24 protein-coding genes are annotated in these 26,284 nt (G+C 73.1%); 16 read left to right on the plus strand and 8 right to left on the minus strand.

Going from position 1 to position 26,284, the window contains the following annotated elements; all coding sequences use genetic code 11:
• From ACIP4Y_RS36850 to ACIP4Y_RS36860, 3 genes are all read left to right on the plus strand, one after another.
• A partial coding sequence (locus ACIP4Y_RS36850; protein WP_401401059.1) for a tetratricopeptide repeat protein occupies positions 1–585 on the plus strand: 585 nt, incomplete at its 5' end.
• Between the two features lie 121 nt (positions 586–706).
• A complete protein-coding gene (locus ACIP4Y_RS36855) occupies positions 707–1,714 on the plus strand; it encodes a recombinase family protein (RefSeq protein WP_401401062.1) in 1,008 nt (335 codons plus the stop codon).
• A gap of 214 nt (positions 1,715–1,928) precedes the next feature.
• Positions 1,929–2,744 (plus strand): sulfite exporter TauE/SafE family protein, encoded by an 816-nt coding sequence (locus ACIP4Y_RS36860; RefSeq protein ID WP_401401064.1) that lies wholly within the window; start codon positions 1,929–1,931, stop codon positions 2,742–2,744.
• Positions 2,745–2,841: 97 nt separating this feature from the next.
• Here ACIP4Y_RS36860 and ACIP4Y_RS36865 read toward each other — a convergent pair whose 3' ends face one another.
• From ACIP4Y_RS36865 to ACIP4Y_RS36875, 3 genes are read right to left on the minus strand one after another with little or no spacing between them, the layout of a single operon-like run.
• Positions 2,842–3,102, minus strand: a complete 261-nt coding sequence (locus tag ACIP4Y_RS36865; protein ID WP_401401066.1) for a hypothetical protein — start codon at positions 3,100–3,102, stop codon at positions 2,842–2,844.
• On the minus strand, positions 3,099–3,248 hold the full coding sequence (locus tag ACIP4Y_RS36870; RefSeq protein ID WP_401401068.1) for a hypothetical protein: 150 nt from the start codon (positions 3,246–3,248) through the stop codon (positions 3,099–3,101). The genes ACIP4Y_RS36865 and ACIP4Y_RS36870 overlap by 4 nt, the downstream gene beginning before the upstream one ends.
• Complete coding sequence (locus ACIP4Y_RS36875) at positions 3,245–3,967, minus strand: TetR/AcrR family transcriptional regulator (RefSeq protein WP_401401071.1); 723 nt, start codon at positions 3,965–3,967, stop codon at positions 3,245–3,247. The genes ACIP4Y_RS36870 and ACIP4Y_RS36875 overlap by 4 nt, the downstream gene beginning before the upstream one ends.
• A 63-nt stretch (positions 3,968–4,030) precedes the next feature.
• On the opposite strand from ACIP4Y_RS36875, the gene ACIP4Y_RS36880 reads away from it, so the two are divergent.
• Genes ACIP4Y_RS36880 through ACIP4Y_RS36890 form a run of 3 tightly spaced genes read left to right on the plus strand, consistent with a single transcriptional unit; the run spans position 4,031 to position 7,007 of the window.
• Positions 4,031–4,987, plus strand: coding sequence for an ATP-binding cassette domain-containing protein (locus tag ACIP4Y_RS36880; RefSeq protein WP_358642335.1), 957 nt, complete (start codon positions 4,031–4,033; stop codon positions 4,985–4,987).
• On the plus strand, positions 4,984–5,763 hold the full coding sequence (locus ACIP4Y_RS36885) for an ABC transporter permease (RefSeq protein ID WP_401401074.1): 780 nt from the start codon (positions 4,984–4,986) through the stop codon (positions 5,761–5,763). Before ACIP4Y_RS36880 ends, ACIP4Y_RS36885 begins: the two co-directional genes overlap by 4 nt.
• 47 nt (positions 5,764–5,810) lie before the next feature.
• The gene (locus ACIP4Y_RS36890; RefSeq protein ID WP_401401076.1) at positions 5,811–7,007 is read left to right on the plus strand and encodes a CaiB/BaiF CoA transferase family protein; all 1,197 of its coding nucleotides are present in this window, start codon (positions 5,811–5,813) and stop codon (positions 7,005–7,007) included.
• 42 nt (positions 7,008–7,049) lie between these two features.
• On the opposite strand, the gene ACIP4Y_RS36895 is transcribed toward ACIP4Y_RS36890, so the two are convergent.
• The 3 genes from ACIP4Y_RS36895 to ACIP4Y_RS36905 form a co-directional block, all read right to left on the minus strand.
• The gene (locus tag ACIP4Y_RS36895) at positions 7,050–7,319 is read right to left on the minus strand and encodes a hypothetical protein (RefSeq protein WP_401401079.1); all 270 of its coding nucleotides are present in this window, start codon (positions 7,317–7,319) and stop codon (positions 7,050–7,052) included.
• A 126-nt stretch (positions 7,320–7,445) separates the two neighbouring features.
• Positions 7,446–8,294, minus strand: coding sequence for an anti-sigma factor domain-containing protein (locus ACIP4Y_RS36900; RefSeq protein ID WP_401401082.1), 849 nt, complete (start codon positions 8,292–8,294; stop codon positions 7,446–7,448).
• Positions 8,291–8,833 (minus strand): sigma-70 family RNA polymerase sigma factor, encoded by a 543-nt coding sequence (locus ACIP4Y_RS36905; protein WP_358642345.1) that lies wholly within the window; start codon positions 8,831–8,833, stop codon positions 8,291–8,293. The genes ACIP4Y_RS36900 and ACIP4Y_RS36905 overlap by 4 nt, the downstream gene beginning before the upstream one ends.
• Positions 8,834–9,042: 209 nt before the next feature.
• Here ACIP4Y_RS36905 and ACIP4Y_RS36910 point away from each other — a divergent pair, with 209 nt between their 5' ends.
• From ACIP4Y_RS36910 to ACIP4Y_RS36925, 4 genes are all read left to right on the plus strand, one after another.
• The gene (locus ACIP4Y_RS36910; RefSeq protein WP_358642347.1) at positions 9,043–10,614 is read left to right on the plus strand and encodes a DUF4331 domain-containing protein; all 1,572 of its coding nucleotides are present in this window, start codon (positions 9,043–9,045) and stop codon (positions 10,612–10,614) included.
• A 90-nt stretch (positions 10,615–10,704) separates the two neighbouring features.
• Entirely contained in the window at positions 10,705–12,213 is a 1,509-nt protein-coding gene (locus tag ACIP4Y_RS36915) for a tetratricopeptide repeat protein (RefSeq protein ID WP_401401086.1), read from the plus strand.
• Entirely contained in the window at positions 12,210–13,766 is a 1,557-nt protein-coding gene (locus ACIP4Y_RS36920; protein ID WP_401401089.1) for a nickel transporter, read from the plus strand. Before ACIP4Y_RS36915 ends, ACIP4Y_RS36920 begins: the two co-directional genes overlap by 4 nt.
• 44 nt (positions 13,767–13,810) lie before the next feature.
• Positions 13,811–15,421 carry a serine/threonine-protein kinase gene (locus ACIP4Y_RS36925; protein ID WP_401401092.1) on the plus strand — a complete coding sequence of 537 codons (1,611 nt, stop codon included), beginning with the start codon at positions 13,811–13,813 and terminating at the stop codon, positions 15,419–15,421.
• 56 nt (positions 15,422–15,477) lie between these two features.
• Here ACIP4Y_RS36925 and ACIP4Y_RS36930 read toward each other — a convergent pair whose 3' ends face one another.
• Positions 15,478–16,284: an SGNH/GDSL hydrolase family protein gene (locus tag ACIP4Y_RS36930; protein WP_401401095.1), complete on the minus strand. Its 807-nt coding sequence runs from the start codon at positions 16,282–16,284 to the stop codon at positions 15,478–15,480.
• Positions 16,285–16,547: 263 nt separating this feature from the next.
• On the opposite strand from ACIP4Y_RS36930, the gene ACIP4Y_RS36935 reads away from it, so the two are divergent.
• The 5 genes from ACIP4Y_RS36935 (at position 16,548) to ACIP4Y_RS36955 (ending at position 23,577) form a co-directional block, all read left to right on the plus strand.
• Complete coding sequence (locus ACIP4Y_RS36935) at positions 16,548–16,979, plus strand: hypothetical protein (protein ID WP_401401098.1); 432 nt, start codon at positions 16,548–16,550, stop codon at positions 16,977–16,979.
• Between the two features lie 360 nt (positions 16,980–17,339).
• Positions 17,340–18,161, plus strand: coding sequence for a glycosyltransferase family 2 protein (locus ACIP4Y_RS36940; protein ID WP_358642359.1), 822 nt, complete (start codon positions 17,340–17,342; stop codon positions 18,159–18,161).
• A complete protein-coding gene (locus tag ACIP4Y_RS36945; protein ID WP_401401101.1) occupies positions 18,158–19,264 on the plus strand; it encodes a glycosyltransferase family 2 protein in 1,107 nt (368 codons plus the stop codon). The genes ACIP4Y_RS36940 and ACIP4Y_RS36945 overlap by 4 nt, the downstream gene beginning before the upstream one ends.
• Positions 19,257–20,057 (plus strand): polysaccharide deacetylase family protein, encoded by an 801-nt coding sequence (locus ACIP4Y_RS36950; protein ID WP_401401104.1) that lies wholly within the window; start codon positions 19,257–19,259, stop codon positions 20,055–20,057. The genes ACIP4Y_RS36945 and ACIP4Y_RS36950 overlap by 8 nt, the downstream gene beginning before the upstream one ends.
• Positions 20,050–23,577 carry a lipopolysaccharide biosynthesis protein gene (locus ACIP4Y_RS36955; protein WP_401401107.1) on the plus strand — a complete coding sequence of 1,176 codons (3,528 nt, stop codon included), beginning with the start codon at positions 20,050–20,052 and terminating at the stop codon, positions 23,575–23,577. The genes ACIP4Y_RS36950 and ACIP4Y_RS36955 overlap by 8 nt, the downstream gene beginning before the upstream one ends.
• A gap of 12 nt (positions 23,578–23,589) precedes the next feature.
• On the opposite strand, the gene ACIP4Y_RS36960 is transcribed toward ACIP4Y_RS36955, so the two are convergent.
• Positions 23,590–25,008 (minus strand): xylan 1,4-beta-xylosidase, encoded by a 1,419-nt coding sequence (locus ACIP4Y_RS36960; RefSeq protein ID WP_401401109.1) that lies wholly within the window; start codon positions 25,006–25,008, stop codon positions 23,590–23,592.
• Positions 25,009–25,182: 174 nt separating this feature from the next.
• Between ACIP4Y_RS36960 and ACIP4Y_RS36965 the strand changes: the two genes are divergently transcribed.
• Positions 25,183–26,277 carry a DUF5925 domain-containing protein gene (locus ACIP4Y_RS36965; RefSeq protein WP_401401112.1) on the plus strand — a complete coding sequence of 365 codons (1,095 nt, stop codon included), beginning with the start codon at positions 25,183–25,185 and terminating at the stop codon, positions 26,275–26,277.
• The last annotated feature ends 7 nt before the right edge of the window (positions 26,278–26,284 follow it).

Below are 26,284 nucleotides of genomic sequence, written 5' to 3' on the forward strand. Positions count from 1 at the left end.
GCGATGAAGATCCGGCGTCGGCTGGCGGAGGGCAACCCGGCCGCCTACGAACCCGACCTCGCGCGCTCGCTGTCCAACCTCGGCATCCGGCTGGCGGAGGCAGGGCGGCAAGGTGAGGCCCTGACCGCTGAGCAGGAGGCGATGAAGATCTACCGTCGGCTGGCGGAGGGCAACCCGGCCGCCTACGAACCCGACCTCGCGCGCTCGCTGTCCAACCTCGGCATCTGGCTGGCGGAGGCAGGGCGGCGGGGCCAAGCCCTGACCGCTGCCGAGGAGGCGGTGAAGATCTACCGTCGGCTGGCGGAGGGCAACCCGGCCGCCTACGAACCCGACCTCGCCACCTCGCTCGCTGTCTTCGCGATGCTTCCGGCAGCGGAGGGCGACCTTTCCATGGCGCTACGCGCGGCGGAGGAGGCTGTGGAGCTCTACCGCAGGTACGTTGCCACGGTGCCGTCCGTGCTTCCCCGACTTCGCGCTGTGCTGGGAGTACAGGCGGATCTGTTTGAGGTGCTTGGGCGTGAGGAGGAGGCGGAGGCAGTCCGTCGTTGGCTCAGTGAGAATCCGCTGCCGCCGGGATTCTCATAATCGACCGTCTGTGAGAGTTCTGCGAGAGGTCCGGAAGCGATCGCGTTTCCGCAGGTCGCCGTTCGCAAAAGTCCTCTCGAAACCAGCATGTTGTGCGAGGCACTTCTAAGAGACTGCCCGCATGGATCTCACGCCCGATCAGGCAGCACTTGCGGTAGAACGTCACGACTGCCCGAACTGTGACGCGCCCGCCGGCAGCGCCTGCCGCACCCGGGGCGGGAAGACCGCCGCGAAGTACCACACCCCCCGCTTCGTCCTCGTCCCGGCGCTGCGCGAGGAACTGGAGATCCCCGTCCCCGCCGACCGGCACCCGGGCCGCGCGTGGAAGCAGGGCCCCGGCGCTCGCCGTGGTGCCCGCCCCCCGCACCGAGCGGCCGGTGCGGATCGGCTACGCCCGCACCTCGACCCCCGCCAGGAGCTGGCGAGCCAGCTCGAAGCCCTCCACCGCGCGCAGTGCCACAAGGTCTTCAAGGAACCTATCAGCACGCGCGTGAAGGTCCGGCCCGAGCTGGAGAAGGCGCTCGCCCTGGCCCACCAGTTCAAGGAGGCCGCCCCCGAGACGCCGGTGATCTTCACCGTGCACGAGCTGAAGCGTCTGGCCAGGAACGCGGCCGAGCTGATGACGCTGTCCGCCGAGCTCCAGGCCGGCGGCATGCAGCTCGAACTCCTCACCGGCCCGCTCACCGGGATCTACGACCCCAACGGGATGGGCGCCATGTTCTTCGCCGTCCTCGCGGTCGCCGGGCAGATCGAGCGCAACTACATCCGGGATAAGACCCTCGAAGGCCAGGTCATCGCCGCGTCCAAGGGCAACCACGGCGGACGGCCCAAGGTAATCGACGACGACATGCTCACCTTCGCCGTCGCGCTTAAGGACAAGGGCGTCCCCGTCCCCGAGATCGCCAAGAAGCTCACCATCAAGACCGGCAAGAACGCGGGCAAGTCCCCCTCGGTCGCCTCGCTGTACCGGGCCCTCGCGGAAGCCGAAGCCGCCGCGGTGGACGACGGCCTGCCCCTGCGGCCCAAGCCCGTCCGCATCCGCCGGCCCGAGGACCCGCTCACCGCCGAGGAGACCGACCTGCGCGACCGGCTCCAGTCCCAGCCCCACCCGAACACCGAGCTGCGATAGGGCCTTCCCCGCCGTACCGATGTTCCCCCACCCCGACACACGACGGCCCTCCGGTGCCGGGCAGGAATCGGGGGGCCGCCAGCACGAGTGACCTCTCGTAGCGAAGGTTGCGTTCGGAGGTCTGGACGAGCCGTGAGCAGGCAGCAGGTACCTTCACCCGAGGGTCAGATCACGCTGTAGCGGGCGGGGACGGCCACCAGCGAGGATGCCCACCATGACCGCTGACCAGAACCTTGTTCCTCTTCGCGCCACACACGTAGCCCCCGTGGTGTTCGGCGCAGGAGCGGCCATCGGCGTTCTGGGCGGGATGATCGGGCTGGGCGGTGCCGAGTTCCGCCTGCCGCTGCTGATCAGTCTCTTCGGTTTCGCCGCGCTGTCGGCGGTCATCTTGAACAAGGCAATGAGCCTAGTCGTGGTCCTGGTCGCGCTGCCCGCCCGACTGGCCGCGGTCCCGGCCGCCGAGATCGCCGCCCGCTGGCCCGTCGCGGTCAACCTGCTGGCCGGGAGCCTCCTCGGCGCCTGGGCCGGAGCGAGCTGGGCGGTCCGCATGCGGTCGGCCACCCTCTACAAGGTGCTGGCGGCCCTGATGGTCCTCATGGCCGCCGCCCTGGTGGTCACCCACACCACCACCCTGGACACCCTCGCGCTGCCGCTCTGGGCCCAGATCCCCGCCGGAGTCGCGGCCGGGTTCGGGATCGGTGTCGTCGCCGCGATCATGGGAGTGGCCGGCGGCGAACTGCTGATCCCGACGATCGTGCTGCTGTTCGGCGAGGACATCAAGACCGCCGGGAGTCTCTCCCTGCTCGTCTCCCTGCCGACCATGCTGGTCGCGTTCGCCCGCTACAGCCGCGACGGCAGCTTCGCCGTCCTCAGCACCAACCTCCGCTTCACTGCGGTCATGGCCGCCGGCTCCATCGCCGGGGCCGTACTGGGCGGCCTGCTGCTCGGCACGTTCCCGGATGAAGTCCTTATCCCTCTGTTGGCCGTGATCCTGCTGCTTTCCGCGATCAAGCTCGCTCGTCACGACTGACCGGGCCAGAACAAACTCGGCACTCAGCCAGGGTGGATTCACCCGGGACGCTCCGGGACACCCCGAGCCTGATCAGGCCATGATCAAGTGCTTAGCGCTAACGGCTGTACCGATGTCCCCCAAGGCCGTCCTCGGCACGGCGGGGCCGGGAGGCGTCCCAGTCCGGCATCATGCGCTTGATCTCGATCTGGACGCGCGGACCGGCGATCGGCGCCTCCAGCGCGCCGATACGGCCCGGCTCCGCGCCGAGCAGCCCGTCCGGCCAGGGCATGCCCGCCCAGGACCCGCCGGCGACGGTCACCCGCCCCGCCGCGTCCGTGTCGACGAGGGTGAAACTGCTCTCCAGGCCGTCCTTCACGAAGTCCAGCTGGAGGTCGGCGGGCGGCCGGGCACCGGGGTGTGGCCGAGCCGGACCAGGGTGCCGGCGAGCGGTTCCGCGTCCTCCGCCCGGGCGAACCAGTCGATGTCCCCGTGCTCCCGGGTGACTTCGCCCAGGAAGTTCACCGGCTCCGTCGTTCCGTGTCGAACGCGTCGATGACCCGCCCCACCGCCCGTTCGAACACCGCCTCCAGATCGATCGGCCCCGGGTCCTCGCCGAACGCCGCCGCCATGCGCGGGTAGGCGCCGGAGGCGATCTGGCGGCCCAGGTAGGCGATGCGGACGGCGTTCTCCTCGTCCTGCGACCACGGCAGGGCACGGGCCCGTTCGGCGGTGTCGAGTTCGTTGCGGACGTACATCGTCACGACGCCGTTGAGCATCGCGATCAGCTCCAGCTTGATGCCGTACGCCGCGTCCAGCGGGTCCAGGCAGGCCAGGCAGTGCTCCAGGTAGCGCAGGGCGTTCGGGCTGAAGCCGTACACGGGGGACATCAGGCGCGGCAGCCAGGGATGCCGGTGCATCAGCTCGCGCGTCTGCCCGGCCACGCGGCGCATGTCGGCCCGCCAGTCCCCGCTCGGTTCCCACGGGGCGTGCTCCGCGCCTGCCGCGTCCACCATCAGCTCGTACAGGTCCTCCTTGCGGGGGACGTAGTTGTACAGCGACATGGTGCCGCAGCCCAGCTCGGCCGCGACGTGCCGCATCGACACCGCGTCGAGCCCCTGCGCATCGGCGATCCGGACCGCGGCGGCGGCGATGTCGTCGCGCGTGTACGCCGGTCTCGGGCCCCGGCCGGTGCGCTCGGGGCGCGCCCAGATCACCTCGGGGACGGCCCCTCGGACTGCCATCGGTCATCACCTCGGCCACCATCCTAGTTACGTACACCGTACGTAGTGCGGTATGGTCCCGGCATGACTACTACGTACACCGTACTTAGTGAGGGTCTGGAGAAGCGCTTCGGCGCCGTACGGGCCCTGCGCGGGCTGGATCTGGCCGTCGCCGAGGGCACCGTCTGCGGGCTGCTGGGGCCGAACGGGGCGGGGAAGACGACGGCGGTGCGGCTGCTGACCACGCTGCTGCACCCGGACGGGGGCTCGGCGCGGATCGCCGGGCACGACCTGGTGCGGGAGGCGGCGGCCGTGCGCCGCCGGATCGCGGTCACCGGGCAGTACGCCTCGGTCGACGGGGACCTCACCGGCCGGGAGAACCTGCGGCTGTTCGCCCGGCTGCACCGGGTGCGCGGGCCGGCCGCCCGGGCCGACGAGCTGCTGGAGCGCTTCGGCCTGACCGAGGCGGCGGACCGGAGGGCGGCGGCGTACTCGGGCGGCATGCGGCGCCGGCTGGACCTGGCCGCGAGCCTGGTCCGCCGTCCCGACGTGCTCTTCCTGGACGAGCCGACCACCGGACTCGACCCGGCCAGCCGCGCCCGTGTCTGGCAGGCCGTGCGCGAGCTGAGGGCGGACGGCACGACGGTGCTGCTGACCACGCAGTACCTGGAGGAGGCCGACCAGCTCGCCGACGACATCGCCCTGGTGGACCGGGGCCGGGTCGCCCACACCGGCTCGCCCACCGCGCTCAAGGCGCTCATCGGTTCGCAGGTGGAGGCGGTGGTCGCGGACGCCGGCGCGCTGGCGCGGGCGGCGGCCGTGCTCGACCGGCTGACCGGGAGGGAGCCGGTGTTCGACCGCGAGCGCAACGCCGTCGGCGCGGTCACCACCGACCCGACGCTCACCCTGCCCCGCCTGGTGCGCGAACTGGACGCGGCCGGCGTGCCGTTGCTGGACGCGGGCATCCGGCCGCCCACCCTCGACGACGTCTTCCTGCGGCTCACCGGTGAGTCCGCCGACGGTGAGGAGCTTGCCGCATGAGCGCGTTCGCGTACGACGGACTGGCGATGACGGGCCGGCAGCTGCGCCGCGTCCGCAACAATCCGGGACTGGCGGTCCTGACCCAGCTGATGCCGGTCAACATGCTGCTCTTCTTCGGCTATGTCTTCGGCAGCGCGCTGGCGATGCCCGGCCGCGAGTACCGCTCCTTCCTGGTGCCCGGGCTGCTGGTCGCGACGGCCGCCGGCGGGCTGATGACCGGCATGTTCCAGGCCGCCCAGGACACCCACCGGGGCGTCATGGACCGGTTCCGCACGATGCCGGTGAGCCGGGCCGCCGTCCCCCTCGGGCAAGCCGTCGCGGACCTCGTCGTCACGGCCGTCGGGACGGTGCCGCTGCTGCTGACCGCGCTCGCGGTGGGCTGGCGGATCGAGGGGTCCACGGCCGGGGCCGTCGGTGCGGTGGGGCTGCTGCTGCTCTTCCGGTTCGCCTGCACCTGCGCCGGGATCTTCCTGGGCCTGCTGTCCCGCAGCGAGGACGCCGCCGGACAGCTCGGCGCCTCCTCCTTCGTGCTGCCGCTGCTGTCGAACGCGTACATCCCGACGGACAACCTGCCGGGCTGGCTGCGCGCGCTCGCCGAGTGGAACCCGATCAGCGCGGTCACCACGGCCCTGCGGGACCTCTTCGGCAACGCGCCCGTCCCGGAGGGCGCAGCCTGGCCGGTGGCCCACCCGGTCGCCGGGTCGCTGCTGTGGAGCCTGGCCCTGATCGCCCTGTTCCTGCCGCTCGCGGTGGGCAGGTACGCGCGGGCCGAGTGAACCCGCACTGCTGACAAAACCGCCGGTCAGGGGAGATCATCCACCCCATGGATCACCTCCCGCTGCCCCTGGAGGGCATCACCGTCGTCGCCGTCGAGCAGGCCGTGTCCGCACCCTTCGCGACCCGGCAGCTCGCCGATCTGGGCGCCCGCGTCATCAAGGTGGAGCGGGTCGACGGCGGCGACTTCGCGCGCGGCTACGACACGGCGGCCCGCGGTCTGGCCTCGCACTTCGTGTGGTGCAACCGGGGCAAGGAGTCCCTCGCGCTGGACCTGAAGGACCCGCGCGGTCTGGAGGTCGTACGGCGGCTGGTGGCGGACGCGGACGTGTTCGTGCAGAACCTCGCGCACGGCGCCGCCGCCCGGCTCGGCCTGGACGCGGCCACGCTGTGCGCCCGGCACCCCCGGCTGATCGCCGTGGACATCTCGGGCTACGGCGGCTCGGGGCCGTACTCGGACAAGCGGGCGTACGACATGCTCGTGCAGTGCGAGGCGGGGCTGGTGTCGGTGACCGGGACGCCGGAGCAGCCGGTGAAGGCGGGCATCCCGGCGGCGGACATCGCGGCGGCCATGTACGCGTTCTCCGGTGTGCTGGCCGCGCTCGTACGGCGCGGCACGACCGGGCGGGGCGGGCCGGTGGAGGTGTCCATGCTGGAGGCGCTCGCCGAGTGGATGGGCCATCCGCTGCACCACGCGCTGCACGGCGGCGAACCGCCGGCCCGCACCGGGCTCGCGCACGCGGTGATCGCGCCGTACGACGCCTATCCGACGGCGGACGGCGGGCGGGTGCTGCTGTCGGTGCAGAACGACCGGGAGTGGCGGCGGCTGGCCGAACAGGTCATAGGCCGCCCGGAGCTGGGCACGGATCCGGCGTACGCGACGAATGCCGCGCGGGTGGCGCACCGGGACCGCACCGATGCCCTGGTCGCTCGGGCGCTGGCGGTACTGGCGGCCGAGGAGGCGCTGGCCAGGCTGGAGAAGGCGGGCATCGCCTGTGCGCGGCTGCGGGATCTGCACGAGCTGGCGGAACATCCGCAGCTGGCGGCCCGGGAGCGGTGGCGTCAGGTGGGTTCGCCGGTGGGGCCGCTGAAGGCGCTGCTGCCTCCCATCACGCTGCCGGGCGGGGACGAGGCGCGGATGGGCGATGTGCCCGCACTCGGGCAGCACACCGGAGCGCTGCTGCGTGCCGTGGGGATGACGGACGACGAGATCGCAGCGCTGCGCCGGGACGGTGTGGCGGCCTGAGCGCGGGCACCCCTGCTCGGGGTCAGGGGCCCTGCGGTGCGGTCAGTGACCGCCGAACAGCGAACGGCGCAGCCGGCGCAGCGGCGCGAAGAGCGAGACGCGGCCGATCCGCGTGCCCCGGTCACTGCGCTGGTGCACGGAGTCACGCGCCGTCAGTTCGCGCATCAGCGACGTCGCCTCGACCGTCTCCCGCTGCGGTATGGCGGGACCCGCCAGCACCGACAGATGGCGGTCGAGGCGCGAACTGGTCGCGCTGCTCCCGTAGGTGATCGCAGGGACCCTCGCCCTGCTGCGCACTGTTATCTGTTCCATGTCACTCCCCACCCGTACGAGTCCACCCGGCCCGGGCAGGGTAACCCTATCGCCCCACCGGGGCACGCGTGTATCTCGGCCACAGGATTCACCTTCCCTGTAAGGGGGTTGACCATCCCCCTTTGACTACTCTCCGAATCCGACCGATTTCAGGGTGAGTTGGACAATCGGCTGACCGGTGGGCTGAACTGATCCGCCGTCAGGCTCGATGGTTACGGCGAGTGACGACGAGGAGGTGTCGACGCCCTTCGCGACCAGGGGCGTGTCGCCCGCGAGGAGCCCCAGGGAGCGCGGTTGTACACGGGGGCGCATGAGCCAGAGCTGGTGTACGCGTCCGCCGGGCGGGGTGCCGTATCCGCTGAGGGTGACGACGGCTTCCCGCTCGGAGGCGGAAGCGATTACTCCGATACTGCGGCCCCGGGCGTCCTCGCTGCTCGCCGCGCGGGCGTCGGGAGCGGCCAGAACGTGGGCGATCTCACGTGCCCGGGCCCGCTCGGCGGTGAGCCGGTCCTCGGTGCGGTGCGCCTGGACCGCGAAGAGGGAGGCGACGACGAGGGCCGCGGCGGCGGTGACCGTGGCGAACGGCGCGAACAGGGGGCGTCTGCGGGGCGTGCGGGCGCGTCCCGGCGGGGGCTGGGTGCCCCAGACGTGCGGCGGCAGCAGGGGTGCGCGCTCCCGGCCCGGCGCCTGCGCCCGCGCGGCCGTGCGGCCGCGGGCCGACGCGGGCTCCTGCGGGGTGCTGCGGACGGCGGACAGGACCCGGTCGCGCAGCGCGGCGGGCGCCGGGGCCGCCGTGGACCAGGCGAGCCGGACCGCGTCTTCGGCCAGGTCCCGCACCTCGGCGGCGCAGCGGTCGCAGCCCGCCAGGTGTTTCTCGAAGCGGCGCCGCTCGCCCGGTTCGAGGGCGTCGAGCGCGTAGGGCGCGGCCAGGGAGTGCAGGTCCTCGCGGCGCAGCAGTCTGCCGAGGATGCTCATACGGCGCCTCCCAGGCACTGGCGCAGCCGGGTGAGCCCGTCGCGCATCCGCGTCTTGACCGTGCCGAGCGGCAGCGACAGCCGCTCGGCCACCTCACGGTAGGTGTACCCGTCGTAGTAGGCGAGGGTCACCGACTGGCGTTGCAGGGCCGTGAGCCGGTTCAGGCAGCGGCGCACCCACTCGCGTTCCAGGCCGGCCTCGACCTCCTCGGCGACCTGGTCGAACGCGGGTTCACCGGCGCGCAGGGCCTCGCGCTGCTCGCGTTCCCCGGCCGCGCGGGCGCTGCGCACCCGGTCTACGGCACGGCGGTGGGCGAGGGTGAGGATCCAGGACAGGGCGCTGCCCCGGCCGGGGTCGAACCGGGCGGCGGAGCGCCACAGTTCGAGCAGCACCTCCTGGGCGACCTCCTCGGACTGGGCGGGGTCCCGCACCACCCGGCGCACCAGCCCGTACACCGGGCCGGACACCAGTCCGTACAGCTCCTCGAAGGCTCGCTGGTCGCCGCCCGCCACGAGCACCAGCAGCTCGTCCGCCTGCATCCGGGCCCCCTCACCGTGGCCGCAGCCGGCTCTTCCTCGCGCACCGCGCATCCGCACCGAGACACACCTCCCCGAGGGGTTACGGATCAGCGGGCCGAAAACGCGGGTCCTGGACCGGGAAAAAGTTTTTCGCCTTCGACCAAACCGATCGGCGCGTCCGCTCCGTATACCCGTCCGTCAAAGGCAAGTCGGCACTGAGGACGGACGGCATGACACCTCTCTTCTCCAGGGGCGCCCTCTCCGGGAGGGCGTCCACCGGGCGCGGCACGGGACGCACCGGACTGGTCACGCTCATCTGCGGCGCACTGGCCGCCGGAGGGCTCACGGCCGCCGGCGTCGCCACCCTGGCACCCGGGGCGGCCTCCGCCTCCTCCCACCGTGAGGCCCCGCTGATCTCGGGCACCCCGCAGTACGACAACACCGACCTGTACGCGTTCGTCAGCCCGGACAAGCCCGACACGACGACGATCGTGGCGAACTGGATCCCGTTCGAGGAGCCGGCCGGCGGACCGAACTTCTACACGTTCGCCGACGACGCGCAGTACGACCTGCACATCGACAACAACGGTGACGCGCAGGGCGAGTTGGTGTTCCGCTACACCTTCAAGACCCGCACGAAGAACGGCAACACGTTCCTCTACAACACCGGTCCGGTCACCAGCCTGGACGATCCCGACCTCAACATCACCCAGACGTACGACATCGACCTCATCAAGCTCCGGAACGGGCACGAGATGTCGAAGACCAAGCTGGCCGACGACGTGCCGGTGGCACCGTCGAACGTCGGCAAGGCGTCCATGCCGGACTACGGCAAGCTGCGCGCCCAGGCGGTGTACAAGACGGCGGGCGGCGCCGCGACCTTCGCCGGCCAGGCGGACGACCCGTTCTTCGCGGACCTGCGCGTCTTCGACCTGCTGTACGGCGGGAACCTCACCGAGGTCGGCCGGGACACCCTCAAGGGCTACAACGTCAACACCATCGCGCTCCAGGTGCCGAACGACCTGATCCGCGAGTCGTCCCACCAGCCGGTCGTCGGCATCTGGTCGACGGCCCAGCGCCGCAACGCGCAGGGCTACTACAGCCAGGTCTCGCGCCTGGGCAACCCGCTGGTCAACGAGGTCGTCAACCCGCAGAAGGACAAGGACAAGTTCAACGCCTCGCAGCCCGCGTACGACGGGCAGTTCCTGAAGAACGTCACCAACCCCGAGCTGCCCAAGCTGATCGAGTCCATCTACAAGATCAAGGCACCGGCGGAGCCGCGCAACGACCTGGTCGACGTCTTCCTCAAGGGCGTCAAGGGGCTCAACCAGCCGCCGCACGGGACGCCTTCGGAGGAGCTGCGGCTGAACACCTCGATCAAGCCGAGCATGCATCCCAAGCGGCTCGGTGTGCTGGACGGCGACAACGCGGGCTTCCCGAACGGCCGCCGGCTGGGTGACGACGTGATCGACGCGGCGCTGCAGGTCGTCGAGGGCGAACTGGTCGGCTCCAAGAACGACCTGGGTGACGCGGTCGACAAGAACGACAAGAAGTTCGAGAACTACTTCCCGTACGTCGCCCAGCCCACGGCCGGTTCGCGCGGCCGGCTCGCCAAGGGCACGACGGCGGGGACGGACGTGCGCAGCCAGCTCGGGGACGCCCTCCAGCCGGCCGGGTCAGCCTCCGGCGGCTCCGGGAACACCACGCTGATCGCCGCCTCGGCGGCCTCCGGCGCGGCCGGGATCCTGCTGATCGGCACCGCCTTCGCGTGGTGGCGCCGGCGCCTGCAGCGCCCGTACTAGATCCCGCACCCACCCAGACCGGCGCGGCCCGTGATTCCCCCTCCCCCACGGCGGGCCGCGCCTTCCACACGACCGACCGAGGAGAAGGCAATGGGCCCGCGCGGGCAGGACGACGAGCAGGACGTGCGGAAGGTGAGCGCGAGCGGCGAGGCCCGGCCGGCGCCTGTGGCTTCCGACCCCGACGAGCACGCGGGCGCCGAGGAGCGCGCGGCCGTCGGGCACGAGGCAGGCGGCGACGAGCGGGTCGCCGCCGTACGGCGGGTCGGTTCGGTCCGGCGGCTGTGGCGGGGCGGTGCGCAGCTCGTCGTCGCCGCCTCGCTGGTGGCGGTCGCCCTGACCGGTGGTGCGATCGCGCTCGGCGCGGACCGGGGGCCGGCGTCCGTGCCGGTCGCGGCCGGCGCCGTGGATCCCGGGGTGCTGAGCGGCGGGAACCTGGACGCGAGCATCACCGCCCTGCAGACGCATCTGCGGGCCCAGCCGAAGGACCACGGCGGCTGGGCCACCCTCGGCCTCGCCTACGTCGAGCAGGCGCGGACCAAGGGCGACCCGTCCCGGTACCCGCAGGCCGAGCAGGCGCTGCGGCGCTCCCTGTCGCTGGCGCCGGACGACGACCAGGCGCTGGCCGGCCGCGCCGCCCTCGCCGCCGCCCGGCACGACTTCCACGGCGCCCTGTCCTTCGCGGACGCGGCCCTGCGGCGCAACCCGTACAGCGAGCGCGCGCTGTCCTCCCGGATCGACGCCCTGGTCGAACTCGGCCGGTACGCCGACGCGGCGAAGGCGGCGCGGACCGCCGACGCGCGCAAGCCGGGCGTGCCGGTCTTCACCCGGTACGCCTATGTGCAGGAGCTGCGCGGGGACGTGCGCACGGCGCGCCGCGTCCTGGAGCAGGCGCTGACCGCGGCGGCCTCGCCGGGCGACACCGCGTACGTGGCCACCCAGCTCGGCCAACTCGCCTGGAACCAGGGCGACCAGCGCACGGCGCTCACCTACTACGCCCGCGCCCTGGCCGCCGACGACGGCTACCTCCCGGCGCTGGAGGGCCGGGCCCGCGCACGGGCGGCGAGCGGTGACCGGGCCGCGGCCGTCGAGGACATGGAGACGGTGGTGGCCCGCGCTCCGCTGCCCGGCCCGCTGGTCGCCCTGGGCGAGCTCTACGAGGCGCGGGGCGCGGCCGGCGACCGGGCGCGGGCCCGGCAGCAGTACGCGCTGGTCGACGCCTGGATCGCGCTGGCCCGCGCCAACGGCGTCAACGCCGACCTGGACACCGCGCTGGCCGCCGCCGACCACGGCGACAAGCGGGCCGCCCTGCGCGCGGCCCGCGCCGAATGGGCCCGCCGGCACACCGTGCACACCGCGGACGCCCTCGCCTGGGCGCTGCACGTCAACGGCCGCGACGCCGAGGCCCTGCCCTACGCCCGCCGGGCCACCGCCACCGGCTACCGCAGCGCCGCCTTCCGCTACCACCGCGGCATGATCGAGCTGGCCACCGGCCACCGGGCGGCCGGCCGGGCCTCGCTCACCGCGGCCCTGAAGCTGAACTCCGGCTTCTCCCCGCTGGGCGCCGCGCAGGCCCGCGAGGCGCTGGAGGGGGCCCGGTGAAACCCCGTCTGCTGTACGTGCTGCTCGCCGGGTGCGCCCTCGCGCTCCTCCCGGCCGGCACCGCGAGCGCGCACCCCCTCGGCAACTTCACCGTCAACCGCTACGACGGCCTGGTCGCCGCTCCCGGACAGCTCCGCGTCGACCATGTGGAGGACCTGGCCGAGATCCCGGCCACCCAGGCCAAGCCCGGCATCGAACGGCTGGGGCTGGACGCATGGGCCCGGCAGCGCTGCGCGCGGGCCGCCGCCGACAGCGCCCTCACCGTCGACGGGCGTACGGCACCCCTGACGGCCGCCCGCAGCAGCGCCCGCCTGCGCCCGGGCCAGGCAGGTCTCGACACCCTGCGCGTGGAGTGCCGGCTGACCGCCGCGCTGCCCCGCTCGGGCACCGCGACCCTCGGCTTCCGCAGTGCGGGCGCCAGCGGCGGGCCGGGCTGGCGGGAGATCACGGCGCGGGGCGACCGGATGACGCTCACCGCGACAAACGTGCCGAAGGAGTCGGTCTCGCGGGAACTGACCTCCTATCCGAAGGACTTGCTCTCCTCCCCCGCCGACACCGCCACGGCCTCGGTGCGGGTGCGGCCCGGCGGCCCGGCGCTCGCGTCGGACGCGCAGCGGCAGGCGGCCCCGGCCGCCGGCGTGCTCCCCCGGGGTGCCGACCGCTGGACCCGGGCCCTGGACGACCTCGTGGCCCGGCGCGATCTCACGATCGGCTTCGCCGCCGTGGCCCTGCTCATCGCGGTCGCCCTGGGCGCGATGCACGCCCTGGCCCCGGGCCACGGCAAGACCCTGATGGCCGCGACGGCGGCGGCGCGCGGGGGCCGGGCCCGGCCGCGGGACGTGCTGCCGCTGGCCGCCTCGGTCACCGTGACCCACACCCTGGGCGTGGTCGCCCTGGGCCTGCTCGTCACGGCCGGCTCCGCCGCCACACCGGCGGTGATCTCCTGGCTGGGCATCGCCAGCGGCGCCCTGGTGCTGGCGGCGGGCGTCACCCTGGTACGCCGGGCCTGGCGCAACCGCGTGCGGGCGACCGTCGCGCCCCACGACCATGCCGAGCGGCGGGAGTTGGCGGCCGTGGGGGCCGGCCACGGTGCCGACCACCACCATCATCACCATCACGGTGGTGAGCACACCCATGGGGGGCACACCCACAGCCACGGGGGCCACACCCACACCCACGGCGGGCACACCCACACGCACCCCACCGCGCCCACCGTCCGCGGCACGATCCTGCTGGGGTTCGCCGGTGGGCTGGTGCCCAGTCCGTCCGCCGTGGTCGTCCTGGTCGGTGCCGCCGCGCTCGGCAAGGCGTGGTTCGGCCTGCTGCTCGTCGTGGCGTACGGGGCGGGGCTCGCGCTGACCCTCACCACCGCCGGGTTCGCCGTCGTACGGCTGGGCGCGGGGGCGGCCCGGGTCATGGAACGGCGCCCGCGCTGGAGCGCGCACCCCCTGGCCGCACTGGTGCGCCGGACCCTGCCGCTGGTGTCGGCGCTGGTCGTGCTCGCGCTGGGTACGGGACTGGTGCTCAAGGGGGCCGCATCCGCGCTGGGCTGAGCTACTTTTGTGGAGAATTCGCGCGAGATGCCTAGGGGGCGCCCGTGTCCGAGGAGCCGGGCCCGGAACGTGTGATCGCGGGTCGCTACCGTCTGCTGGCCCCGCTGGGTGAGGGCGGCATGGGCACCGTGTGGCGTGCCCGGGACGAGGTGCTGCACCGCGAGGTGGCGGTCAAGGAGGTGCGGGCGCCGGCGGGGCTGCCCGGCCCCGACGTGGAGCGGCTGTACGCGCGTCTGGAGCGGGAGGCGTGGGCGGCGGCCCGGGTCGCGAACCGCAACGTGGTCACGGTGTACGACGTGGCGATGGAGGGCGGCCGGCCGTGGATCGTGATGGAGCTGGTGCACGGGCTGTCGCTCGCGGACCAGCTGGAGGCGGAGGGTCCGCTGCCGCCGCAGCGGGCCGCGCACATCGGCGCCGAGGTGCTGTCCGCGCTGCGCGCCGCGCACGCGGCCGGGGTGCTGCACCGGGACGTGAAGCCGGCCAACGTGCTGCTCGCGAACGACGGCCGGGTGGTGCTGACCGATTTCGGGATCGCCACGGTGGAGGGCAGTGCGGCGCTGACCATGACCGGCGAGGTGATCGGCTCGCCCGAGTTCCTGGCGCCGGAGCGGGCGTTGGGGCGGACGCCTGGCCCGGAGTCGGACCTGTGGTCGCTGGGCGTGCTGCTGTACGCGGCCGTCGAGGGCGTGTCCCCGTTCCGGCAGGACACCCCGCTCAGCACGCTGCGGGCCGTGGTGGACGAGGAGGTGCCGCCGCCGCGGTGGGCCGGGCCGCTCGCGCCCGTGATCCGGGGGCTGCTGCGCAAGGACCCCGCCGAGCGGCTGCCGGCCGGGCAGGCGGAGCGCGAGCTGCGGCTGGTCGCGGCGGGCGGCGCGGGGCGCACGGGGCCCGCGGGCGGGGTGTCGCCGTACCCGCCGTCGGTGCCGGCACGGTCGCCTGAGCCGTCCCGCACCCCGCCGGCGCCGCTGCCCACCGGGTATCCGGACCCGGGCACCACGGCCGCCCAGCCGGAGCGGCGGCCCGAGCGCGACCGCCGCGCCGCCGCCGTGCTGGTGGCGGGCGTGCTCGCGGTCGTCCTGGCGCTGGCCGGACTGACGTACGCGCTGCTGCACCGCGACGACGGGAGCAAGCAGGGCAGTGGCACGCCGAACACCGGCCGGGTGAGCCGCGGCGCGCACTCCCCCACGCCGAGCGGCAGCACCGACACGTACACCGGAGCCCCCTCGCCCCCGCGCAGCAGCGCCTCGGCGAGCAGCGCGCCGGCGCAGTCGGTGCATGTGACGCTGACCGGCGCGCACACGGCGTACTCGGGGGCGTGTCCGCCGCCGGCCGCGCAGGCACCCGAGTTCACGGCCGCGTTCACGGTGGGGCGGCTGCCGGCGCGGGTGGAGTACCGGTGGGTGCTCGCGCACGGGTCGGTGTCGGACCCCGGGTGGAAGACGCTGCCGTTCCCGGCGGGCGGCCCGCGCACCCGGCGGCAGCAGGTGACCGTGACCACCCATGCGGAGAGCGGGACGATCGAGAACGAGATCGGTGTGGAGGTGCGCGGCCCGGTGCGGGCCACGTCGGACTCGGTGCCGTTCTCGGTCACGTGTACGACGGCGACGGAGACCCCGTCATCCGGGGCCTCCGCCTCTCCGTCGGGCTCGCCCTGAGGGACCTCACCGGGAACGGCCCGGAAAGTTCACCCGGAGGGACGAACCCGTACGGGTCAGGCCGCGTTGGTGAGCACCGGCAGGTAGCCGCCGGACTGGCCGGACGCGGTCGGGTGGTACGACTCGCCGATGTTGAGCCAGTTGACGCTGTGCAGCCAGGAGTTGCTGGAGCAGATCTCGTGGCCGCTGAACGTGGTGCGGACGTCGCCGAAGACGAAGTTGTGTGCGCTGGCGCGGGTCTTGATGGCGGCGTCGATGTAGTCGGCGGCGTCGTTGATCGCGGACCGCTTGGTCTCCGAGAGTCCGAGGCACGACTGGCCGAGCAGGTAGAAGCGGGGGTAGCCGATGACGACGACCCGGGCGGACGGGGCTTTGGCGCTGATCGCGTTGTAGACGGTGTCCAGCTTGCCGGGGAGCGTGTTGGCGACGTACGCCTTCGCGGTGTTGATGCGGGACAGGCAGGTGCTGTCGGAGCTGGTCACACAGGTGGTCATGACGTCGGCGAAGCCGGCGTCGTTGCCGCCGACGGTGATGGACACCAGTGCGGTCGAGGAGTTCAGCGAGCCGAGCTGGCCCGAGAGCACGTCGTCCGTCTTCGCGCCGGAGCAGGCGACGAAGGCGAACGAGGAGGGGCTGTGCGCGGCGTTCCACAGGTACGGGTACGCCTTCGTGCTGCGGTTGCAGCTGCCGCTCGAGCTGATGTAGCTGCCGGCGCCCACCCCGGAGGAGTAGGAGTCGCCGAGTGCCACATAGCCGCCGGTCGCGGCTGTCGAGGAGGCCTGCGCCGAAGCGGCCCCGGTGAGACCGAGGCCGGCGGCGAGGAGGAGCGAGGTCACGAATCCGGTAAGTCGGGAACGTCTCATGGAACCTCCCTTTAGCAGGATCTCTGCCACAACTGTCGTAGCAGCTACGCGTGTTGACAGGAAGTGTTCATGCCAAGAACTTTTGACACCTCAACAGGATCAACCCGGAACGTTCACTGCCCATGTATTGCGCGTGCATGTAACGTCTGCTGACTTCGCGTCAACTCCCTGATGCCGCCGGGTGAGGGGTCGTCTTGACGCCCCGCCCGCGGCTGCGCCACATTGAAGTCCGGCATCCGGCGCGTCGGGGGGCAAAGTCGCCAATGCAGACCATAGGTATCAAGCCACCTTCATCAGACGGCAGCGCGGACGGCGCCGACGGGCCGCGGCCAGGACCGGGGAGGGGCCTGGCACCGCTGCTCGCCGGGGCCGCGACCGCCGTCGCGGCGGCCGGTGCACTCCTTGCGCTCACCGACTCCGGCACGCCGCTGCGCGGCCCGTGCACGCTGTTCTTCCTGCTCATGGCGCCGGCCGTGGCGATCGCCGCGGCACTGCGCGGACTGAACCCGCTCGGCCGGGCGGTCACCGCTGTCGCGGGCGCGATCGTGGTCGACATGCTGGTCGCCCAGGGCTTGCTGGCCGTGCACCGCTGGTCGGTCCGCGGCGGGGTGGCCGCGGTGGCCGGCGTGAGCGTGCTGGCCCTGCTGGCGGTCCTGCTCCGGGCACGAATTTCCGCAAAACACCCACAAGGCTGAACAACATGGGCCAAGGTTGTGTAAGGGCCGAACCATCAGAAAAGTGAGATCCCGCGCCGGAGCGTCGCTCATGGTCCCAGGGGAGGGTTCAGGGCCGCGGCGATTCCGGCGCGGGGCGCGGTAGGGGGGTGCCGTGCTCGGTGACCGCAACGGTGACCGAGCCGTGCCGCGCGACCGGCTGCCTGCTTTCCGGCAGACCGGCCAGCTTTGCCAACTCGTCAGCGGAAACGGAGGCCGTCACGGACTTCGGTCCGGGCGTGGGTCCGCCGTACCCCAGACGAGAGCCCCCCTTTCGAACCGGACACAGAGCCGGGCCGCCCGGGGGCCGGGCGGTCCACCGGACGAGAGGGAAAGACACTCATGACTTCCGTTGTGCGCCCGCCGAGTTCGGGGCAGGATCCCTTCCTCGCCGCCGACTTCCGACCCATCTCCTCCCACCTGGCGATCACTCCGCCGGTGAGCGTGGTGATTCCCGCGATGAACGAGGCGGAGAACCTGCCCTACGTCTTCAGGAGTCTGCCGGACTGGATACACGAAGTGGTCCTGGTGGACGGCAATTCCACGGACGGCACCGTCGACGTGGCGCGTTCCCTGCGGGCGGACGTCAAGGTCGTCGAACAGCGGGGGAAGGGCAAGGGGGATGCCCTGATCACCGGGTTCGAGGCGTGCACCGGCGACATCATCGTGATGGTCGACGCGGACGGCTCGGCCGACGGCGGCGAGATCGTGTCGTACGTCTCCGCGCTGGTCTCCGGCGCCGACTTCGCCAAGGGATCGCGGTTCGCCAACGGCGGCGCCACGGACGACATGACCTTCGTGCGCAAGCTCGGCAACTGGGCGCTGTGCACCGTCGTCAACCGCAAGTTCGGCGCCCGCTACACCGACCTGTGCTACGGGTACAACGCGTTCTGGCGGCACTGCCTGGACAAGATCGACCTCGACTGCACGGGCTTCGAGGTCGAGACGCTGATGAACATCAGAGTGGTCAAGGCGGGCCTGAAGGTGCAGGAGATCCCGAGCCACGAGTACCTCCGGATCCACGGCACCAGCAATCTGCGGGCCGTCCGGGACGGGCTGCGGGTGCTGAAGGTGATCCTGAAGGAGCGGTCCAACCGGCGTGACCTGCGCCGCCGCACCCACCACTCGCCGCTGCTGCACACCGGGCGGGGAGGAGTCTCTTGACGGATCCCGGCATCTCCGTCGTGATCTGCGTGTACACCGAGGACCGCTGGGAGGACATCCTCGCGGCGGTCTCCTCGGTCCGCGCGCAGTCGTATCCGGCGCTGGAGACGCTCCTGGTCGTGGACCACAACCCGGCCCTGCGGGACCGGCTGGCCCGCGCGTACCAGGAGACCGACGGCGTCCGCGTCCTGTCCAACGCGGGGCCGCGCGGCCTGTCCGCCGGGCGCAACACCGGCATCGCCGCCTCCCGCGGCGAGGTGATCGCCTTCCTCGACGACGACGCGGTGGCCGAGCGGGACTGGCTGCGGCACTTCGCCGCGGGGTACGCCGACCCGCGCGTGCTGGCGGTCGGCGGCCGCACGGTGCCCAGCTGGGCGTCGGGCCGGCGGCCGGCCTGGTTCCCGCAGGAGTTCGACTGGGTGGTGGGCTGCACCTACAAGGGGCTGCCGCCCGGCCGGGTCCGGGTCCGCAACGTCCTCGGCGGGAACGCCTCCTTCCGGCGTACGGCCTTCGCCGCGGCGGGCGGCTTCGCCACCGGCATCGGCCGCGACCGCGACCGGCGCCCGCTGGGCTGCGAGGAGACGGAGCTGTGCATCCGCCTCACCCACGCCCGCCCCGACGCCGTCCTGCTCATCGACGACCGCGCGGTGATCCACCACCGGGTGCCCCGGCCCCGGGAGCGCTTCGCCTACTTCCGCACCCGCACCTACGCCGAGGGCCTGTCCAAGGCGCTGGTGGCGCGCAGCGTCGGCGCGGACAAGGGCCTGGAGTCCGAGCGCCGGTACACCACCCGCGTGTTGCCGGCCGGCATCGCCCGGGGCCTGCGCGACGCCCTGCTCCTCCGCCCGGGCGGCGCGGCCCGCGCGGCCGCGATCATCACCGGCACGCTGAGCGCCGCCGTCGGCTACGCGGTGGGCACCCTACGGAACCGCCGAACCGGCCCCACCTTCACCCCGACACCGATCCGCCCCCCTGGCGAAGCCCCGCCCGTGCATCCGACGGAGGAACCGGCACAGACGCCGGCACAGACGCCGGCGGAGTCGGTACGAGCCTCCGGTGCCGGGGCCGTCCGAGTGCCGGAACCAAGGGGGCGCCATGAGTGATGTGCCTGTGCCGATCCTGATGTACCACTCCGTGGCGAGCGCGCCGAGCGGGGTCACCCGGGAGCTGTCGGTCGCGCCGGGGGCGTTCGCCGAGCAGATGGCGCTCATCGGGGACCTGGGCCTGACCCCGGTGACCACCGCGGACCTCGCGGGCCGCTGGCGCTCCGGGCGCCCGCTGCCCGTCCGGCCGGTGCTGATCACCTTCGACGACGGCTACGAGGGCGTCCACCGGCACGCACTGCCGGTGCTCGCCGAGCACGGCTTCCCGGCCACGCTGTTCGTCTCCACCGGCTGGCTCAGGGGCGCCCACGACACCGGCGGCGGCCCGGACACCATGCTCGACTGGGCCCAGACACGGGAACTGGCAGCCGCCGGCGTCGAGATCGGCGGGCACAGCCACACCCACCCGCAGCTCGACCAGCTCGGCGACGGCGAGCTGCGCACGGAGCTGACCCGCTGCACGGAGATCCTCGCCGCCGAACTCGGCGCGCACCCGGTGTCGTTCGCCTACCCGTACGGCTACTCCAGCCGCCGGGTCCGGCAGGCCGTGCGCGCGGCCGGGTACGCCCAGGCGCTGGCCGTGGGCAACGCCCTCGCCCGCCGCCGCCAGGGCCCGTACGCCCTGAAGCGCGTCACGGTCCGCCGCGGCACGGGTGCCGAGGAGTTCGAGCGGCTGCTCCTCGGCCGCGCCATCACCCGCACCTTCGCCCGCGACCGCGCCCTCACCAAGGGCTACGCCCTCGTCCGCAGAGCCCGCCAGGTCCGCCGGAAGGCCATCCGTTCCCGTGTCTGACACGACCACCACGACCGAGTCGGAGAGACCCGACGCCACGACGCCCGGCACGGGCCGTCCCGGCGAGGGCAGCCCGCTGTTCCGCAACGCCTACGCGCTGATGCTCAACACCGGCATCTCCGCCGTGCTCGGGCTCGGCTTCTGGCTGGCCGCGGCACGTTACTACTCCGAGTCGGCGGTCGGCCAGGGGTCGGCCGCCATCGCCGCGATGAAGTTCCTCGCCGGGCTGACCGCGGTCACCCTGACCGGCGCCCTGGCCCGTTTCATCCCGGTCTCCGGCAACCGCACCGGCCGCCTCGTCTTCGGTACCTACGCGGGCAGTTCCCTGATCGTGGCGCTGGCGGCCGGGGTCTTCCTGCTGACCCTGGACGTGTGGGGGCCGTCGTACCGCTTCCTGCACGGGACGCTCAACGGGCTCGGCTTCATCGTGGCCGTCGCCGCCTGGAACGTGCTCACCCTGCAGGACGGCGTGCTGACCGGGCTGCGCAGCGCACCCTGGGTACCGGTCGGGAACACCGTGTTCTCGGCGGTGAAGCTGGCCCTGCTCGCCGCGTTCGCCGTGGCCCTGCCGACCACCGGGGTCTTCGTGTCCTGGGTGGCCGCGATCGCCACCTCGGTGGTCCCGCTGGGCTGGCTGGTGTTCCGGCGGCTGGTGCCCCGGCACGTGAAGGCGACCCGCGACCACGCCACCCCGCCGGCCCCGAAGGAGATCGCCAGGTTCCTGGCCGGGGACTACACCGGCTCCCTGTTCTCCCTCGCCGTGGTCTACCTCGTCCCGGTGATCATCGCCGCCCAGGTCAGCTCCGCGGAGAACGCGTACTTCTACATCACCACCACCATCGGCGGCACGACCAACCTGCTCGCCGTCAACATGGGCGCCTCCCTGACCGTCGAGGGCTCGCACGACCCGGCCCGGCTGGCCGCCAACACCCGGGCCGCGCTGAAGCGGATGTCCCGGATCATGCTGCCGATCGCCGGTCTGCTGTTCCTCGGCGCGCCCTGGATCCTGGGCGTGTTCGGCGCGGGCTACGCGGACGCGGCGACCCCGCTGCTGCGCTGGTTGGCGGCCGGCGCGGTGCTGCGGACCGTGATGGAGATCCACTTCGCGGTGCTGCGCGCACAGAGCCGCACCGCCGGACTCGCCTGGCTGCAAGGCCTGCTGTGCGCGCTGGTGCTGGGTTCGACGCTGCTGCTCCTGCCCCGGATGGGGCTGACCGGCGCGGGCGTCGCCGAGATCTCCAGCCTCGCGGTGATCGTGGCGATCGCCGCGCCGAGGCTGTGGCGGACGGTGCGGTCCGCGCCCGCCGGGCCGCCCGAGACGGCGGCACCGGACGGCGACCTCGCCGACCTGGGCCGTTCCTGGGGTGTCCGCGGGGTCCCGGCCACCACCCCGGCGCACCGGCCCGGTCCCGCCCGGGCGCTGGACGCCGACACCCTGGCCCTCGGCGTCCACGTGGAGGCCGGCCGGCGGCCGGAGCCGCAGGACGCCGTACCCGAAGAGCCGCCCCGGCGCCGGACGCCGACCCGGGCGGGAGTCGTCCTCGGCTGTCTGCTGATCGCCGCGCTGGTGCTGTACTGGGTGCCGGCGCTGCGGCTCGGCGAGGCCGATCTGGACCGGATGGGCGGGCTCGGCCTGGTGTCGGTGCTGCCGCTGCCGACGGCGGCCGGGGCGGCCCTGCTGATCGCCGTCTTCGCCGCGCTGCTCCGGCGGCGCCGCGAGCACCGGGCGCTGCTGCTGGTCACGCTGCTGACGACCGTGGTGTCCCTGCACGCGCTGCCCGCGGTGATCGAACCGGCGCCGCGGTTCCCGACGGCCTGGCAGCACCTGGGGTTCCTCGACTACATCGACCGCACCGGCTCGGCCGTACCGGACCTGGACGCGCGCTGGAGCTGGCCGGGCTTCTTCGCGGTGGCCGCGTTCGTGGGCCGGGCGTGCGGGGTCTCCGACTTCACCGAGGTCATCCGCTGGTGGCCGACGGCGATCCAACTCGCCTACCTCGCGCCGATGTTCCTCCTCACGCGCGCGATGCGGGCGAGCTGGCGGGCGAAGTGGGCGGGCCTGTGGCTCTTCGTGCTGAGCGGCTGGGTCGGCCAGGACTACTTCTCCCCGCAGGGCTTCACCTACCTGCTGTACCTGGTGTTCGTGGCGGTCCTGCTGGTCTGGTTCCGCCCGCCACGGGTGATCTGGACGGAACTGCGTCCCGGCGAGGCCGAGGTGGAACCGGCCGACCGGCGCCAACGCGCCGTGCTGCTCCTGCTGTTGGCCGGTCTGTACGCGGCGGCCGTACCCGCGCACCAGCTCACCCCGTTCGTGATGCTCGGCGTGCTCACGGCGCTGGTCCTGCTCGGCCGGTCGGAACTGCGCGGGCTGCCGCTGCTCTGCGCGGTGCTGGTCGCGGTCTGGGTCGGCTTCATGGCCGAGCCGTACTGGTCCGGGCACTTCGACGAGCTGTTCGGCGGGGTCGGCGGGGTGGGCAGCAATGTGTCCACCTCGGTCTCGGGCCGTATCCAGGGCGGTAGTTCCACCCACAAGCTGGTGCTGTACACCCGGGTGCTGCTGGCCGGTTCGGTGCTGGCCCTGGCCTGCTGGGGCTGGTGGCGGCGCCGCTCGCACCGCTACCGCGAACGCTCGCTGCTGATCCTCACGTTCGTGCCGTTCCTGGGCTTCGGCATGCAGTCGTACGGCGGCGAGATGGCGCTGCGGGTCTTCATGTTCGCGGTGCCGGGTGCGGCCCTGCTCGGCGGGCTGGCGCTCTTCCCGCGCGCCGGTGCCGGTGCGCGGGTGCGCCGGCAGCGAGCCGCTCCGGTGGCCGCGCTGCTCACCGGGCTGCTGCTGATGGGCGGCTTCCTGGTGGCCCGCTGGGGGAACGAGCCGTTCGAACGGACCCGGCCCGGCGAGGTCACCGCCATGAACTGGGTGTACGCCCACGACCGGCCCACGGTACGGCTGCTGTGGCTCACCCAGGATCCGGTCGACGACGTGACCCCGGCACTGCCCTGGGGTGCGCGGGACATGGAGCGGGTGAACTACGTGCCGACGCGGGCGCCGGCCGACCCGGCGCTGGTGGCCGGCCTGGTCAGGGCGCTCAAGGACGCCGGTCCGAACGCGTACCTGATGGTCAACCGGAGCCAGGTGACGTACCTGGAGCTGGACGCGGGCTTCCCGGCGGCCTGGGCGCCCCGGCTGACCGCGCACCTGGACGGGCGGCGGGAGTTGACGAAGGTCCTGGTCAACGAGGACGTCACGGTGTACGCGCTGCGCACCCGGCCGGCCGGGCCGGTGCCGAAGCCGGATCCGGGGCCGATCGGTCCGCAGGTGACCTGGACGCCGTGGTCGGTGGTGGGGGCGCTGGCCGCCGTGGTCCTGGTCGTGCTGCTGGCCGCCCGCGAGCTGGTGCGGGTCGCGGTCCGGCCGAGCGTGCGCCGGCTCAGGCTGCTGCAAGGGAGTTTCTGGTTCTCGATGCCGCTGCTGGCGGTGGTGCTGGCCGCGCTGGTGCAGCGGTTCCTGACCATGAAGTGACGGGTGGGCGGCTCAGCGATCGAGCCACTTCACCTCGTAGGCGCGCATCGCGAACCGCTCGCCGTCGACCTGCGCGCTGATCGTCCGGTCGAGGGTGTTGACGACGAGGACGGTCCGCGCGGTGGCGAGGACGCGGACGTTGGGTACGTCGTCGGGGGCGACGGACACGGTCTCGTACCGGGTGCCCGGCGGGAACGCCCGCGCGAACCGCGACACCAGGCCGTACATGGGCAGTTCGCGGCCCCCGCCGGGGGTGTCCGTCGGGGACCACAGACAGCCGGGGCAGCGCCCCGTCCGCTCCTCCGGGTTCCAGTAGAAACCGGAGTCCGCGCCGCCCTCCGCCAGGGCGATCAGGCCGGCGGCCTGGACGGCGACGCGGTGCGGTTCGGTCCAGCCGGCGCGCTCGTCCTGGTCGTCGGCGGGCTCGACGTAGTACTCCGCCCACCACAGCGGCAGGTCCCGGGTCTGCCGCCGGACCCACTCGCCCACCGCGGTGAACTTCCCGGTGGCCGCGAACTCGTCGGGCAGCAGCTTCTCCTCGTCGGTGTAACTGGAGCCGTCGACGACCACGAAGTCGGCCCCCGCCTTGTGGCGGTTCCAGTACGCGAAGGCGTCGAGAACCCGTTGGTCCACCGCACCCCACGGCCCTTTCAGCACGTCGGAGGCCTTCTCGTCGCGCGGGTCGAGGCTGTCCATGCCCAGGTACGGGCCGCCGACCATGATGTCCTTGTCGACCTTCTTCAACGCCGTGTAGACGAGGTTGTACATCGCCGTGTAGCCCTCGTGGTCCCAGCGGCCCCGGGCGTTGTTCCAGAAGCCCTTGAACTCGTTCCAGACGATGAAGTGCCGTACGTCGGGATAGCGCCTGGCCACGGTCGCGGCCAGGTCGGCGAAGTCCTGGTAGTGGTCGGGGGTGGGCGCGGTCTCCAGGGCGGCCTGGCTCCAGTCGGTGTTGCCGGCGCCGGCCCTGCCGCCCTTCATCCAGTCCGGCGAGCAGCACAGCGTGATCACGGGGGTGCCGCCGGACCCGCGGACGAAGTCGATCCGGCGGTCCAGCGCGCCGAAGTCGTAACGCCCCTTGACCGGCTCGGGGTTGTCGGCGCCCCAGCCCATGATCGCCTGGTCCTGCGGCAGCCCGCCGCCCCGCGCCAGCAGCCGCTCGACCCGGCCGACGGCCGCGCCGCTGCCCTCGTCGGCGCTGTACCGGGTGTGGGTGAAGCCCCAGCCCACGTACGGCTCCGGGCGCGCGGGCAAAGTCGCGGGCGTGCCGTGCACCTTGTCGCCGTCGGGCGACGTGCCGGCCGTGCTGCCGCCGCCCCCGGGCAACGTGCCGACCAGGGTCACCACCAGGGCCAGAGCGGCCGCTCCCGCGCCGAGCAGAGCGGTGAGCCGCCACCGCCGAGCCCCCGAAAACCACCCATGACGTCCCATCAAGGACAACAGTAGTGGCGAATACCGCGTACCGGGCCGGTATGGGAACACCCGGGCCCCCGCAGGAGCGCGGGGACGGCGCGACCAGCCACTACGGACCCGGGCCCGAAGAACCGCACTCCCCGGCGAGGGAAATGCCATGCGCGGAGCGCACTCGTGCCGGATCATGGCGGCATGTCTGCGAACCCACACGACGCTCTGCCGATCCGGCTCCACGTCGACGACTCCGACTCGCCGTCCGACGTCGTCGACGCGCTGTTCCTCGGCCGCTTCGCGACGGGCGAGCAGCCGTACTCGCACGCGGCGAACATCGACCGGGTGCGCTCGGGCGTGACCCTGCTGCCGGAGGGTGCCCGGGTGCTGCGGGTCGCCCGCGACGACGACCGCAGCGCGACCCTCGCCGAGGGCGACGGCTGGACCCTGCTGATCTCCCGCTGGAACCGGGGCGCGGACGTCACGGTCACCGCGACCAGCGCCGAACTGGCCCAGCAGATCCTCGACCGGGCCACGGACGGTGCGGCCGACGAGCCGGAACCGCAGCCGGAGAACGTGACGATGGGGTTCTGGTACGTCTCCCCCAGGCGCGGCCCGCACCGCACCACCCGGCAGATCTCCGCGGGTACCTGGGAGGAGGTCCGGCCCAACTACACGGCGCCGGTGGCGGAGGCCATGGACCGCCTGATGAAGACGACCCCCGAGGACATCGCCGGCCGGCTGCTGCTGCTCCACGGCCCGCCGGGCACCGGCAAGACCTCCGCCCTGCGCACCCTGGCCCGGTCCTGGCGGGACTGGTGCCAGGTCGACTGCGTCCTGGACCCGGAGCGGCTCTTCTCCGACGTCGGCTACCTGATGGACATCGCGATCGGCGAGGACGACGGCGCGGGCAAGGGCCGCTGGCGTCTGCTGCTGCTGGAGGACTGCGACGAGCTGATCCGCGGCGAGGCCCGGCACACCGCGGGCCAGGCCCTGTCCCGGCTGCTGAACCTGACCGACGGTCTGCTCGGCCAGGGCCGCAACGTCCTGGTCGGCGTCACCACCAACGAGGACCTGGAGCGGCTGCACCCGGCCGTGGTCCGCCCCGGCCGCTGTCTGGCCCGCATCGAGGTGGGCCCGCTGACCCGCACGGAGGCGGTGAACTGGCTCGGCACCGAACAGGGCGTCGGCCGGGAGGGCGCGACCCTGGCCGAGCTGTACGCGCTGCGCCGGGGCACCACACCGACCTCGGTGCCGGGCGCGCGGGAAGGCGCGGACGCGGGCCTGTACCTGTAGTGCTTTC

The sequence above is a fragment of the Streptomyces sp. NPDC088810 genome (assembly GCF_044750305.1).
Taxonomy (GTDB): domain Bacteria; phylum Actinomycetota; class Actinomycetes; order Streptomycetales; family Streptomycetaceae; genus Streptomyces.